Origin of the sequence: Bradyrhizobium vignae (genome assembly GCF_900324035.1) — a bacterium.
GTDB lineage: Bacteria > Pseudomonadota > Alphaproteobacteria > Rhizobiales > Xanthobacteraceae > Bradyrhizobium > Bradyrhizobium vignae.
This window is the reverse complement of sequence record NZ_LS398110.1, coordinates 2,584,375-2,598,032: the sequence shown is the minus strand read 5'-3', so window position 1 is coordinate 2,598,032 and position 13,658 is coordinate 2,584,375. Positions and strand designations below refer to the sequence as shown.

Annotated in this window: 15 protein-coding genes and 2 tRNA genes; 1 reads left to right on the top strand and 16 read right to left on the bottom strand. The window is 61.1% G+C overall.

Annotation, left to right across the window (positions count from 1 at the left end; all coding sequences use genetic code 11):
* Window positions 1–14: 14 nt before the first annotated feature.
* Both BRAD3257_RS12590 and BRAD3257_RS12585 read right to left on the bottom strand, forming a co-directional pair.
* Complete coding sequence (locus BRAD3257_RS12590) at window positions 15–1,220, bottom strand: serine/threonine protein kinase (RefSeq protein WP_244607935.1); 1,206 nt, start codon at window positions 1,218–1,220, stop codon at window positions 15–17.
* Between the two features lie 51 nt (window positions 1,221–1,271).
* Window positions 1,272–1,517: a hypothetical protein gene (locus BRAD3257_RS12585; protein ID WP_122402097.1), complete on the bottom strand. Its 246-nt coding sequence runs from the start codon at window positions 1,515–1,517 to the stop codon at window positions 1,272–1,274.
* 693 nt (window positions 1,518–2,210) lie between these two features.
* Here BRAD3257_RS12585 and BRAD3257_RS12580 point away from each other — a divergent pair.
* The gene (locus tag BRAD3257_RS12580; protein WP_122402096.1) at window positions 2,211–2,426 is read left to right on the top strand and encodes a hypothetical protein; all 216 of its coding nucleotides are present in this window, start codon (window positions 2,211–2,213) and stop codon (window positions 2,424–2,426) included.
* Between the two features lie 428 nt (window positions 2,427–2,854).
* Here BRAD3257_RS12580 and BRAD3257_RS12575 read toward each other — a convergent pair whose 3' ends face one another.
* From BRAD3257_RS12575 to BRAD3257_RS12515, 14 genes are all read right to left on the bottom strand, one after another.
* Window positions 2,855–3,046 carry a hypothetical protein gene (locus tag BRAD3257_RS12575; RefSeq protein WP_122402095.1) on the bottom strand — a complete coding sequence of 64 codons (192 nt, stop codon included), beginning with the start codon at window positions 3,044–3,046 and terminating at the stop codon, window positions 2,855–2,857.
* 246 nt (window positions 3,047–3,292) lie between these two features.
* Window positions 3,293–3,393: transfer RNA gene (locus BRAD3257_RS39680), tRNA-Ser, on the bottom strand.
* 395 nt (window positions 3,394–3,788) lie between these two features.
* Window positions 3,789–4,544 carry an amino acid ABC transporter ATP-binding protein gene (locus BRAD3257_RS12570; RefSeq protein ID WP_122406519.1) on the bottom strand — a complete coding sequence of 252 codons (756 nt, stop codon included), beginning with the start codon at window positions 4,542–4,544 and terminating at the stop codon, window positions 3,789–3,791.
* 17 nt (window positions 4,545–4,561) lie between these two features.
* Complete coding sequence (locus tag BRAD3257_RS12565) at window positions 4,562–5,308, bottom strand: SDR family NAD(P)-dependent oxidoreductase (protein ID WP_244607934.1); 747 nt, start codon at window positions 5,306–5,308, stop codon at window positions 4,562–4,564.
* Window positions 5,309–5,334: 26 nt separating this feature from the next.
* Entirely contained in the window at window positions 5,335–6,333 is a 999-nt protein-coding gene (locus BRAD3257_RS12560) for an NAD-dependent epimerase/dehydratase family protein (RefSeq protein WP_122402093.1), read from the bottom strand.
* Window positions 6,334–6,336: 3 nt separating this feature from the next.
* A complete protein-coding gene (locus BRAD3257_RS12555; RefSeq protein WP_122402092.1) occupies window positions 6,337–7,008 on the bottom strand; it encodes an amino acid ABC transporter permease in 672 nt (223 codons plus the stop codon).
* A 9-nt stretch (window positions 7,009–7,017) separates the two neighbouring features.
* Window positions 7,018–7,689, bottom strand: a complete 672-nt coding sequence (locus BRAD3257_RS12550) for an amino acid ABC transporter permease (protein WP_122402091.1) — start codon at window positions 7,687–7,689, stop codon at window positions 7,018–7,020.
* A 56-nt stretch (window positions 7,690–7,745) separates the two neighbouring features.
* Window positions 7,746–8,618: a substrate-binding periplasmic protein gene (locus tag BRAD3257_RS12545; RefSeq protein ID WP_122402090.1), complete on the bottom strand. Its 873-nt coding sequence runs from the start codon at window positions 8,616–8,618 to the stop codon at window positions 7,746–7,748.
* Window positions 8,619–8,638: 20 nt separating this feature from the next.
* Window positions 8,639–9,559, bottom strand: a complete 921-nt coding sequence (locus BRAD3257_RS12540; protein ID WP_122402089.1) for an allantoinase PuuE — start codon at window positions 9,557–9,559, stop codon at window positions 8,639–8,641.
* Between the two features lie 12 nt (window positions 9,560–9,571).
* Window positions 9,572–10,078, bottom strand: a complete 507-nt coding sequence (locus tag BRAD3257_RS12535) for an ureidoglycolate lyase (RefSeq protein WP_122402088.1) — start codon at window positions 10,076–10,078, stop codon at window positions 9,572–9,574.
* Between the two features lie 212 nt (window positions 10,079–10,290).
* Window positions 10,291–11,025, bottom strand: coding sequence for a GntR family transcriptional regulator (locus tag BRAD3257_RS12530; protein ID WP_197711542.1), 735 nt, complete (start codon window positions 11,023–11,025; stop codon window positions 10,291–10,293).
* Between the two features lie 527 nt (window positions 11,026–11,552).
* Window positions 11,553–11,628, bottom strand: a tRNA-Lys gene (locus BRAD3257_RS12525).
* A 180-nt stretch (window positions 11,629–11,808) separates the two neighbouring features.
* Window positions 11,809–12,417 (bottom strand): Spy/CpxP family protein refolding chaperone, encoded by a 609-nt coding sequence (locus BRAD3257_RS12520; RefSeq protein WP_174221564.1) that lies wholly within the window; start codon window positions 12,415–12,417, stop codon window positions 11,809–11,811.
* A gap of 196 nt (window positions 12,418–12,613) precedes the next feature.
* A complete protein-coding gene (locus BRAD3257_RS12515) occupies window positions 12,614–13,618 on the bottom strand; it encodes a TRAP transporter substrate-binding protein (RefSeq protein WP_122402085.1) in 1,005 nt (334 codons plus the stop codon).
* Window positions 13,619–13,658 lie beyond the last annotated feature (40 nt).

Sequence of the window (13,658 nt, the reverse complement as noted above, 5' to 3'; positions counted from 1 at the left end):
TCGTGAGCGCGCCGCTATGTCTTGCCATTGCACCCATTGCACAATTCCATGAGCAAGCGCCGAGCCTCCGCGGCCTCGCAGTAGGTGAGTTGAAGTGATCGCGCGCCCGCAACAATCCGCTTTAGAGCGAAAAAACCGGTCTGCGACAGTCTTCCGTCAGCAGCAAATGCGTTCTCGATGAGCCGCTTCATCGAATCCAACTGATCTATCGCAGTCAGTTCGGCCGGACCGCCCGCGACCCGGTTCAAGAAGATGATCCAGCCTGCGGAAACGCATTGGTCCTGCGCATCCGCAATGGGTAGGTACCGCACCCGAACGCCGTCGGAGCGACAATGCGTCGCGTCGTACCGGTCGCCATGTAGTCGCGAGAGCAAGCCCCACGATCCTTCCTTGAGGGTGATCGCAAACGGGATTCCGCAGATCGTTCCGTCAGCGCCGACCAGCGCAACGTCATCGCCGGCGTAGCGAAATCCGGCGTCCACCAGCTGCAGTGTGAGGGTCGACTTTCCGGCTCCCGGTTGACCGCACAACAGCAGGCCCATGCCGTCTTTCACGAGAGAAGCGGCATGAAGGGAGAAGACCCAACGATTGCTTCGAATAAGCCGCTCGGTGACGTGAGCTTTGATTGTAGGAGCCAGTGCTTCGACGTCACATCTGGAGATGCTGGAATCCTCTGCGCGCAAGAGCACCTGCTCGTCCAGCATCATTGCCTCGATCGCGATGTCGCCGTCCCCACCCTGGTCCGACACACAAAATGGCGAAAGCAGCCGCCTCAAGAGGTCCCGATTTGCCGCTCGGACGCTTATTCGGTGCCGGCCTAGATTAGCCGAGAAGGCGAAATCGGTCGGCATTCGCCAATCGACTTCGAGCAACGCTCGATCGATCCAGACATTTACGACCTGTCGCGTGAACCGGCGTGCCGTGTGCTCGTCAATGCCGAGCTCCGAAAGCCCCTGATAGACGTCTTGCAGAGAGGCGCCTTGCGCCAACTTACACCAAATGAATGCCCCTACCCGGTCGAATTCAAAGATCTTCTGCCCTGCCTCGCTGAACAGCATTGATCGACCGTCGAGCAGCGCAAACACTGCATCCGGGGCCGGTCTCAACACCATCTCTGCCGACGATCTTTCCAGCACGGCTTCAACCAATTTGAACAAATCTGCCTCGCCCTGCACCGGCGAGGCGGCGAGAGCGTCCGGGATGCGCTGTTTTGGCGGCACCCGACAAACGGACGGCCGTCGCCTGCGCTTTCGAAATGACAATCCAGTCGGTCATGCCGCGAGCTGACCGTCCTTGCCCCTTTCTTGCGGAGAAATCTTCAACACCTGCTCTCCAAGAAGGCTCGCTTTCGCGATCAACCGATGAGCGTCCAAGAGGTACCGATAAGCTTCGCGATCGGCACTCCGCTCTCTCAGAATGCGCTCCTTCTCGCCAATGCTTACCAACTCCGCGCGCATCTGAGCCAATTGCGGTGTCTCCGAGGTGAGGTCGGGCCCGTTAAGAATTAATTCCCACATCGTCTCCTCCAGCCGAAGAAACTTGGACCAGTTTAGCTTACGTGATCGGCAGCAATTAACAACGAGATTTATATATTTAGCTTACAATCAAAATTTGTTTCATATTTGAACCTCGCGCGACCATTCAATACCGCGCACAAAGGGCACCACGCACAGAACCGCCGTCGAGGATAGGGCTGCTGAAGCCTACGGGAGAGGCACTGATGGTTTCAGCATGCATCGCGCCGCGTAAAAAAATAAATCTGCCGAGAGTCGCAAATCAGACCGACAGAGCAAATTTTAATTTGCACATTAAATGCAAACGGAGAATATTAACGAATTACGCAGTGGGGAGTGAAACGAGTGATGCGATTGGCCGATCCGTCCGTCGAGAGGAAGAAAATGGTTTCGTCGCGAGCGGACCATTCCGCACGAAGTCTCAGGCATTTCCACACGACAATTGTCAGGGGCCTTCCAGAAGCTTTCGGTTGAGATCGCAGCACCATTCAGCGTTGCCGCACGAAGCCGGCGGCATCCCAAGAAATCGCCAAGCAGGAATCCGGTCGGTTGGAGAAGCGTCGTCACGAGCAAGCTGCCCTTTGCTCGAACAACGACCCCAGGTGCGATGCCCCCCCAAGTCACCCGCACCGACGAGAGCGCGCTCCAGCCGACCGGCCCTTTTACTCGACAAATACGTGTTTCAGGGAGGCTCGTATGGGCATGGTCATGGTCAAGTGTCCGCAAACCGGTCGCGCGATTCCCACCGGCATCAAATCCGATCGTGAGACTTTCCTGCGGAGCATCGTGTTCTTCGGCAATACTCGTTGTCCGATCTGTCAGGCCAATCACAACTGGTTCGCCCGCGAGGCCTGGGTCGAAGAGCCAATTGTCCGGACGGCGGAGATTCTTGGAGCGGCTCCCTCGTGCTGAGCCAAATGACGAGTCTGTTTCAGAGAGGCGCCCAAATTCTCATTTTCCGATGCACGCATCTTGCTGCGACGCAGCAGGATAATGCGCGAAATTATTTCCGCGTATCGTCGTAAAGCGAACGGACGGCCCGAGCACCCATCGCTTAGACCTCATTGGCACGTCATCACAAATCCGAGCTTCCCGTCACGGATTCGACAAGGGCCTGTTTGGGGGTGTTTGTAGTGAGTAGTGGGGTTTGCAGCCTGGCAGTTCTGCGTCATACAACAATCGAGCTCGTTAGCCTGCTCGCTCAATTGCAGCGGCTCCGGGAGAAAGTTCGAAGGGCGGAAGCGCGGCGCGCCCGAGAAAGACGACGATCAGCGTCGGCGTCGCGCGCGCGAAGGCTCCGAGCGACGAGCTATCGCACGCGAGTGCGCCCGTGACAGCGATCACCTGCGAGCGTCATATTCGCCGTTGAGGGCGTCGGGATCGGCGATGTATTCGCGATACTCCTCAAAATTTTCGTCGAGCCGAATGGAGCGGCTGATGCCTGGCTGGTCCACCATCATGCTATTGATGGAGCCTTGGAGATCGGCAAGCCCATCGTCCTCTTTTAGATAGAGCTCGATAAGGCCTCCCACAGTGGCGCTCGTGACGAGAGGTTTCGAGAATCATATCGCCCGCTTCCTTGCGGTGGCGCGCAAGGATTCGATTGCGGCGAGCCGGCACCTCGGCGGCCCGAGAGTACCGATAGCGCGCGAAATCTAATCCTTGAGCCCGTTCCCAGATTGACCAGAGTTTCCGGGGAGCCATTGCGTGACCCAAAGTGGCCGACGAACCGCAGGTCGCCAGAGGGACGTTGCAAGCTATTGAATTATCAGAAAATTTGGTGGGCGCACCAGGGCTCGAACCTGGGACCCGCTGATTAAGAGTCAGCCGCGGGGTGAGTACAATCAATGACTTATTGGTCGCACCACTGGGCTTATCCGGCCGAAGATGGGCATTCGTCGCACGATCATGGGCCTCGTTGCACTACCCATTGTCCGCGTGGTCAGGACATTGTCCCCGGAGAAACTTGGCATCTAGTTCGGGCTGCGCACTACTCGCGCTATCCAAGCGGAGACAGGACCAAAACACCTCGCGTCGCGAGGACGACCGTATTGAGAGGCGTCACGCAATTGTCTGTCGGGGTTTCGAGACGGTGGAGCGCTTCCGCCTTTCCCCACATCCGCCAGACCTGCATCCAATCTTTCGCATGACGCTTAGCGGAACTTAGCTCTTCGCCCTTAGTGGCATACGCAGAGCCACGAAGCTTGAGTCGAAGGAAGAAGCTGTTTCCATGGCAGGACAGCAGCAGCCATCGCGCTTCTTCCCGCCTTGTGGCTAGTGCATAATCTGCTTCAGGAATGCGCGCGTGCGCTGGTGCTTGGGATTCGAGAAGAACTCCTGAGGCAATCCCTCTTCGACAATGAGGCCGGCGTCCATGAACACCACCCGGTCCGCAACGGTCCGGGCAAATCCCATCTCGTGCGTCACGCATACCATGGTCATTCCCTCACGCGCGAGCGAAACCATGACGTCGAGCACCTCTTGGACCATCTCCGGATCCAGCGCTGACGTCGGTTCGTCGAACAGCATGATCTTCGGCTTCATGCAACGTGCTCGCGCAATCGCGACGCGCTGCTGCTGTCCGCCGGACAGCTGGCTCGGATATTTGTCCGCATGCTCGGCGATCCGCACCCGCGCCAAAAGCTCCCGCGCCGTCGCTTCGGCTTCCGGCTTGGGGATCTTGCGGATCTTGACCGGCGCAATCATCAGGTTCTGCAGCACAGTCAGATGCGGAAACAGGTTGAACTGCTGAAACACCATCCCGACATCGCGGCGGACCAGGTCAACGTTCTTGGTGGAGTGGTCAAGCTCCACCCCATTCACGATAATCCTTCCGTCCCGATGCTCCTCCAGCCGATTGATGCAGCGGATCATGGTCGACTTGCCGGAGCCGGAGGGACCACACACCACCACGCGCTCGCCCCGTGCCACGGAAAAATCGATCCCCTTCAACACCTGGGTCGCGCCGTACCATTTGCTGACACCCCGCAGATCGATTACGGGGGCTGCGGTTTCAGTATCGGGGGTCATCGATGTCTCCGTGCCTGTCATGCGGCCATCCAGCCGCCGTCGACGAGAATGTTCTCTCCGGTAATGAAGGTGGCTTCGTCGGAAGCCAGAAACAGCGCCGTGTTTGCCACGTCGTCGGGCACGCCCAGGCGCGGCATCGGCGTCCGGCTGCTGGAATAGTCCATCCAGCGCGGCTCCGCCGCACGCCCTGGCTTGCCGGTCACGATTTTCCCAGGCGCAACGGCATTGCAGACAATATGATGCTTCGCATAGTCCGCCGCGATCTGCCGGGTGATGTAGACCACGCCGGACTTCGAAGTGCCGTAGGCGATATCCTCCGGGCAGGCGATCATGCCGTGCTGGGACGAGATATTGACGATCCGTCCGCGTACGCCGTTGTGTGCGTCCTGCCTCAGCATCGTCGCAACCGCTGCCTTGCTCATCAGGAAGACGCCGGTGAGATTAACCGCAAATGCCCGGTTCCACTCCGCGAGGCTGGTCTCGAGCAATGGCTTACCGATGCCGATGGCCGCATTGTTCACCAGACCGTCGAGCCGGCCAAACTTCTCCACAGCGAGCGCAATCGCCTGCTCTGTATCGGTTTCGGAGGAGACGTCGGTGCGAATGAACTCCGCCTCGTAGCCGTCCGCCCGCACCCGATCGATAGTCGGCACGCCGCCCTCGCGAACATCGGTGGTGACATCGGCGAGAACCAGCCGCGCGCCTTCGGCCGCAAACCGGCACGCGATGGCACGCCCAATTCCGGACGAGGCGCCGGTGATCACGATGGACTTGCCGAGTAACCGCCCCGTCATGACGTGCCTCCCGATGATGCAGCGCAATCGAGACCCATCCAGGACAGATAATCCGCAGCCGCAGCGTCCACGGGATAGGTAGGGTTGAACCCGGTGTCGCGCGCGAGACGCGCAATGCTCATCGGCGCGCGATCAACAGGCAGATTGTAGATGATGCCGGCAGCCTCGCCCGGTTCGGCGCAGCGCCAACGGAAATCCGGAAAGCGGCTTGCCAGCGCGCGGCACCAGTCCTGCAGGTCTGACAGGCAACCGCCACCGACGTGATAGACTGCGTGGCGCAGGGCCTCATTCATGGCGACTGCCGCGATACCGGCGGCGGCATCTCGCGAATAGATCCAGTCGGCACGCATCGCGCGCGGCAGCACCGCCTCGCGACCAGATTTGAGTGCCTGCAGGACCTGGTGATGCGGGCTGAGCGCATCGCGCACCTCGGTCGACCATTCCCAGGGACCATAGACGGGGCCGAGCCGGACGATCCGCGTGTCACGGCCGTGGAGATGAGCGATCCTGATCGCCGCCTGTTCCGCCGCAAGCTTGCTGATGCCGTAGAGCGCGGCGGGCGCCGGATGACTGATCTCCTCCTCAAAACAGCCTGAGGCGGCGGGCGCAGAGAACCCGTAGACGGCAACAGAACTCACCACAACGATGCGTCGAATTCCGCCATGCGCGATCGAGCGCTCCATCAGGTTGACGGTACCGCCGATATTGATCTCGACGATCCGCCGAGCGTCCTTGCGTTCGCGCTGCTCGTTCGGTGTCACCGCAGCCGCGTGAACCACCCGGTCGATCGGCGCGGCGGCGAGCGCCGCGTCGAGATCGGTTTGGTCCGTAACATCGCCGCTGACATAGACCGCGCCCGCAAGCTCGGGCCGCGCCAGCCACAGCGGCGGAGCCGCCGGCAGGTCGAACAGCACGACGCGCTGGCCTGCCGCCAGCAAACGTTCCGCCAGCGCAAGTCCGATGAATCCTGCACCACCCGTGATCAGCGTGGCCATGACTTAGCGTGCCACCAGGGCCTGCCGCTCCAGACGCGCGACCCAACGCGCGATCGGATACAGCAGGACGAAGAAGATCACCGCAGCCGCCATCAGCGGCGTCGGATTGTAGGTCTGCTCCTGAGCGACACGCGCCGAACGCAGAAGCTCAGGCAGTGCGACCAACGCACCGATCGAGGTGGTCTTGACCAGCTCCAATGAATTGCTGGCCAGCGGCGCCAGCACGTTGCGTACGGCCTGCGGCAGGACGATGTAGAGCACGACATGCAGCGGTTTGAAGCCCAGCGCGCGCGCCGCCTCGTACTGGCCGCGAGGAACGGATTCAATGCCCGCGCGAAATATCTCGCCATAGTAGCCGGAATTGTTGAGCACGATCGCGAGAACGGCCGCAGCAAATCCGCCCAGGGTCAACCCGAGGAACGGCAGGCCGTAGAATACCAGAATCAGCAGCACGACCACGGGAAACGCCCGGAAGACATCGATATGGACCAGCAGGGCAACGTTCAGCCAGCGATGATGGAAACTGTAGGCCACAGCGATGGACAGGCCGAGCAGGAGGCCGAGCGGCAGAGCCACCAGCGCCAGCGTGACGGTGTAAAGCAGGCCCTGCAGCAGCAGCGGATAGACCCGCATCAGCGCGTCGAAATCGGCAAAATTGTCCAGCAGCGCTTGCATGGTCGTCTCTCATCGTCCCTGCGCTGATCGCCGCTCGATCCAGCGGCTGGCAATCACGAGCGGCAGAAAGAACAGCACGTAGAAGGCTGCGGCGAGCGTCAGCGGCGACGGATTCGCGACCATCGCAGTTACGCTCTGCGCCTGCCCCAGCGTCTCCGGCAACGAAACCGCGGTGCCCAGTGCAGTACCCTTGCTGATCGAGATCGCCCGGTTGGTCAGAAGCGGCACCGACAGCCGAAAGGCTTGGGGCAGGATGATCTCCAGCAACGTGCGCACCCGCCCGAATCCGAGAGCGCTCGCGGCATCCCACTGTCCACGAGGGACCGCCATGATGGCCGACCAGAATATCTCGGTGCTGAACGCCGATAGCACCATCGCCAGCGACAGCACCGTGGTCACGAACGGCGAGAGAGTGAGCCCCACATAGGGCAGGCCGAAATAGATGAACACGATGATGACGAGTTGCGGCAGCGTCCGCAGAACGTCCACGTAAACGACGATCAACGCATTCAACAGCCGCAAATTGGCACAACGCAGCAGCGCCAGCAGCAGCCCCGTCGCGATGCCGAACAGGATAATCAGCAGCGCGACGGCGACCGTCACGCGAAAGCCCGCCAGCACGTTCGGAAACGCGAGTGCGATGACCTTCGGATTAAAATAGTACTCGAGAATGCGGTCCATCGGCTGTCACTATCGTGGCGGCCGGACCGCTCTTGCGATCCGGCTGTGGTGCCCCGCTACTTCTTGCAGGCCGGAACATGGGCGGCCGGCTCGAAGCCCTTGAAGCCGGGAGGCCCGTAGCCGAAATACACCGTCTCGATTGCCGAGCCGGCATCTGGAGTGGCCCCGTACCACTTCTCGTGCAGCTTGCGCAGCCGCCCATCGAGTTTCATGCATTCGATCACGTCCTCGACCTTGTTGCGATACTCGGTGTCCTCCAGGCGGAACGCATAAGCGAAGTTGCGCCCGTTGAAGTCCTTGTAGCCAACCTTGATCGCCTTGTTCTGACTGGCGGCATACACAGTGGTGGGGATTTCGTTCAGCGCAGTGAACGCGCGCCGGGTCAGCACGGCCTGCACGCTATCCGGAAAGGTGTCGTAACGCTGCACCTCGAATCCGTATTTCTCGGCATTCGCCGTTGCCCAGGTGTCCGAGATGGTGCCGCGGTTCACCGCCACCGCCTTGCCCTTCAGGTCGTCAAAGCCCTTCATCTCGTCGGCGGCGCGAACCAGAAAGCCGTTTCCGGTGGTGAATAGCGGCTCGGTATAGAGCATCCGCTCGGAGCGCTCGGCTGTCAGGTTCAGCGGGTTGACCAGGAATTCGACCCGCTTGGCAAACAATGCCGCAAATAGCCCGGAGAAGTTGATATCCACGATCTCGACCTTCGGACGGCCGAGTTCCTTGCCGATCTCGTTGATCAGATCCACGCCGAAGCCTTCAGGACCGCTCGTGCCTCGCACCATCCATGGCGCGACACCGAAATCGGACGCGACGACCAGCGGCTTGTCGGAGGGGTGATCCGCCTCCTGGGCATGAGCCTGAATCCCGCCCCCGACCTGGGCGCCGGCCATGATCAGCGCGATTGCAAGAAGCTTCGATCGGAGCATCATCGGTCGGGTCCTTCCATGGGTCAAGACTTTCGGGATTGTGCGGGATGGGTGGCAATCCAATGCCGGGCAATGTCGACGCGTCGGCACACCCACACCGCGTCATGCGTGGCAACGTAGTCAAGAAAACGCGCGAAGCCCGCAGCCCGGCCCGGATGACCGACGATCCGGGTGTGCAGGCCCACCGACATCATCTTCGGCGCGGTCGCGCCTTCAGCATGGAGCATGTCGAAGGCATCCTTCAGGTAGACGAAGAAATCGTCAGCGGTCGTCATCGCGCCACGGATGAACTTGGCATCGTTGTTGACCAGACCATAGGGGACAACCAGGTGCGGCTTGCCGAGGACCGTCGTCCAGTACGGCAACTCGTCATTGTAGGCGTCGGAATCATAGAGGAAGCCTCCTTCCTCGACCACCAGTCGGCGTGTATTCACGCCGGCGCCGTAGCGGCAATACCAGCCGAGAGGCCGCTCGCCCGTCGTCCGCGTAAGGCTCGCAACGGTCTTTCTGATCCGCTCGCGCTCCTCATCCTCGCCGAGACGTTGATGCCGCTCCCAGCGCCAGCCGTGGGCGCACACATCGTATCCAAACTCGCGGATGGCCGCTGCCGCTTCTGGATTGCGCTCCAGCGCAAGGGCGCACCCCATGATGGTGGCCGTCATGCCGCGCTCGGAGAGTAACCGGATCAGCCGCCAGAAACCGACGCGACTGCCATACTCGAACATCGATTCCGCAGCGAGATCGCGCCCTTCAAAGCCTCCGCCGCCGCCCTCCGTCAGCGCCGCTTCAGTGACGCCGTCACCATCGGCGAACGAAGCCTCCGATCCTTCTTCGTAGTTGACGCAGATGTTGAGCGCAATGCGAGCGCCGCCGGGCCATCTCGGATCCGGCGGGTTGCGTCCATAGCCGATAAAATCGCGATTCTGGTCGGCTTGCGCGGTCATGACCGTTACCTTCTACGAAGTTGCCGGCGGCATAATGAGGGTCACGGTGGCATCGAGACCGAAGAAAACGTCATCGTTCTGCCGGCCCGTCACCCCCATCGCCACTGCGAATTCCATGGGCGCGTCAAGCACGGTCATCGGATGATGCCACACATTGCGCGCGTAGGTGACGATCTGGTCGGGACCGGCGATGAATCCGCGCAGAGTCGGCAGATCAGGGTCTCCGTCCGATGTCGCAGCGCAGACGACGGCGAGATAGCGCGCGGAACCGAGCGGCACGAAGGTCTGGGCCGAATAGGGGTGCCGCTCCAGCGTGGTCGCCCGCAACGGGAGCTCTCCGAGTGCGGCCGCGCCGCTAATCCAGAGCGAGAATGATTGCGCCTCGTCCGCACAGTTCAGCATGGTCGGAAGGTAACGCCGCCGCTCACCGATCGGGCGCGAGACCACGTCGCCGAAGGGGGCGAAGCCTTCGGCGGACAGCGGCTCGAGCGAAACTGTGTACGAAGGAGAAGCGATCATTAAGGCTCCAGCCCAGGAAACGATGCAAATAGCACCGCGCGAAGTTCATTATACCAGTGGGATACCATTGGAGCTCGGAGGTACCACCTTGTCAAGGGCGCGAGCCGTGACCTATGCCCACATGAGCAGCAATCGGAAGTGAAAATTCAGGCAGAATGCGGCGCGCCCCGAACAGGCCTGGTGCCGTTCGGGAAACCTTTCAGTGACGGCGATCAGCCGTGGCTCTCGGGTAAAAATATCCCGAATGTTTCCAGCATGCCCTGACGGACATTGGTGAGATGCTGGATCATCGCGTGGCGCGCCACCGCTGCGTCTCGCTTGATGATGGCATCAACAATCGCGAGGTGTTCACGACACGCGGGCAACAGCCGTTCGGGACGCCGCTCCACATTGCACATCCTGATCTTGCGGCGGGTCTCTCCGATGAGGGTGGCAAGAGAGCGGTTGCCGCAATGATTGGCGATCTGGTCGTGAATCTCGTCATCCAGCGTCCAGTGCTTGGTCTTGGTGATCACGGCTGTCGACAGGATCTTCTCCAGGCTGGCCTTGATCGGCTGCAGGACATCGAGGCTGATGCGGGTTGCAGCCAGCGAGGCCGCCTCGCTTTCGAGAATGAGCCGTAGATGAATTAATTCGAGCAACTCGGCGATACCGATATTGCGCACGATGACCAAGCCATTCGAAAGCTGTTCCAACCTGCCCTCGCCCAGCAGACGGCTGATTCCGGCACGTAGCGGAGTACGCGACACCTTGAGGCGCAGCGCAAGCCGGCGCTCCTCGATGACCTCGCCCGGTCCAAGTTGCCGCGATTCAATCAGATCCAGGAGCTTTCGATAGGTCGCCTCGGTGACGCTGCCGTTCGGCCGAGGGCGCTTCGGTGCCTCTACTGCCGTTGCGCGCGAAGAGGTTGTCGCGGATAAGCGTTTGCGCGCAGTCGATTTGGTCACGTTCGATCCTCGGGCCGCCGTTCGCCAGTAGCAGTTGATAATCGTGCTACCGCGGCTTGTCGAGATACCTCGCCGATAAGCCGAGTGTATCCGATTGGGATACCGCTGGTCGGCCGATTTCGCCATCGGCCGAGTCGACGCCTGGGAGCGCCGCCACGATCAAGTGCACAAAATCGGAGAAGATCGTAATTTGGCGTGGGGAATCGTGGCCCGTGGTAGCGAGGGAGCGAATCGCACGCCCGCCCCGAACCATCCGGTTCTGGTGTTGCAGCAAGCGATACCCTGCTGCGACGGCCAGAACAGATCGTCCGTTTTGCTCACCGAAATATCCAATTCTACGACGAGCACGTAGTCGCCCTGCCCGATCGGATCTGTCCGCTGTATCGAATGGGGTAAAGATACGGAAGCAAGGGGAAGCTCGCGCAGCAATCTGGCCGTACGGCGTCCGACCACAAAAGACGTCCCACGGGACGCGCTTTGTTCTAGCGCCGGAAATGAAAAAGCCCTGCATCAACAGGGCCTTGGAATGGTGGGCGCACCAGGGCTCGAACCTGGGACCCGCTGATTAAGAGTCAGCTGCTCTACCAACTGAGCTATGCGCCCGAAAGGCGGTCAATGCCTTGCGAGGCCGGTCGTTTAGCAAAGCGATCCGGGGATGGCAAGCGATCGGGCGCAAGTTTTCCAAGGGGTTCAACAAGGCTTCGTCCGCAGCTCCGGAAATGCGAAAAGCCGCTGGATTCCAGCGGCTTCGCCAGGGGTAACGGACACAGAAACCGGCCCCGCTCAGAGCCGGCCCTCGCGGTCCCGCCCCTCGCCGCCGCCGCGGTCGAACCGGTCACGATGGAAGTGCTCCATGCCCCTTTCCATCATCCGGTCCATGCCCCGTTCCATGAAGTGCCGGGGCGGGCCATCCTCCCCGCCGCCGAATGGGCCGCGGTGACGGGTCAGCACGGCGAGGCGCCGTTTCTGGCCCTCGTCCAGGCTCTTGTAGAGCGGATCGGCGGCATCGGCGATCTTCTTCAGGGCGGCGGAACTGGCGCCCATGTCCTCGGCGCGCTGGCGCAGACGGGCAATCGGATCGTCCGGCCTGTCGGTATCCCTCGACGTGTCACCTGGGCCGGCATTCATCCGCGCATTGGCGCGATCGATCCGCAGTTTGGCGAAGTCGCGCACCGCGGCCTCGACCGGCGGCCACAGCTTCTCCTGGTCGGCGTTGAGCCTCAAGCCGGCATGGACGGCGGCAATCCGCGCATCGACGAAGGCGGCGCGGTCCTCGGGGTTCATGCGCATGTGGCGGACGTGCTCCATCCACGGGCGATGATATTGGGCATAGACCGCGCCCGAGCCGGCAATGCTGAGCACGGCGATGGCGGCGATGGTGAACTTCTTCATCCGGACCTCCTCTGGAAGGATGCCCGCGAGGATGAGCGCGAGGAGGCTCACGCGCAACTTACAACTTGGACAGGGAGCGCGTTTCTAGGCAGATGCAACGGCCGTGAATGTCCGTTCAGATGCCAACTGAAATGATTTGCAACACAACGGGCTTCCGAGCGGTGCGCGGAAGCCCTTCGTTGATCGTCTGTTCAGGTCAGTTCGTCGTGCTCTTGGCTTCCTTCAGGAACTCGTCGATCAGCCCCTGGCCGACGCGGCCCGCGGCATCCTTATAGACCGGCTCCATCGCCTTGCGCATCGCTTCGTCCTGATCGGCGGTGAGCTTGATGATCTCGCTCTTGCCGCTCTTCTTGATCTCGGCCAGCGCGCCGTCGTTCTCCTTCTGCGACTGCGCGTTGTTGAAGTCGGTTGCTTCCTTCATCGCCTTGGACAGCTGGTCGCGGATGTCGGCCGGCAGATCGTCCCAGAACTTCTTGTTCACGATCACGACGTAGCCGATGTAGCCGTGATTGGTCTCGGTGATGTACTTCTGCACCTCGTGCATCTTCTGGGTATAGATGTTCGACCAGGTGTTTTCCTGGCCGTCGACCACGCCGGTCTGGAGCGCCTGATAGACTTCCGAGAACGCCATCACCTGCGGCAGAGAGCCGAGCGCCTTGAACTGGGCCTGCAGCACACGCGAGGACTGGATGCGGAATTTGACGCCCTGGTAGTCGGCCGGCGTGATCAGCTTCTTGTTGGCGCTCATCTGCTTGAAGCCGTTGTCCCAATAGGCGAGGCCGGTGATGCCCTTGGGTTCGAGCAGCTTGAGCAGCTTTGCTCCGAGCGGCCCTTCCGTCACCTTCCGCAGCGTCTTCAGGTCGGGCAGGATGTAGGGCAGATCGAACACCTCGAACTCGCGGATGCCGAGCGGCCCGAACTTGGAGTTGGACGGTGCCAGCATCTGCACACTGCCGAGCTGCAGCGCCTCGAGCTCTTCCTTGTCCTTGTAGAGCGTCGAGTTCGGGTAGACCTCGACCTTGACCTTGCCGCCGGTGTATTTCTCGGCGAGCTCCTTGAATTTCTCCGCGCCCTTGCCCTTCGGCGTGTCGGTGGCGACGACATGACTGAATTTGATGATGATCGGCGATTGCGCCAGTGCCGGCCCGGTCAAACCGAGGGCCAGGACCGCGATGGACGCGGCGATCGCGAAGGTGCGCATAGTCTCTCCCTGTTGTTTTTTGGGCCGCCCGGCGCGTAGG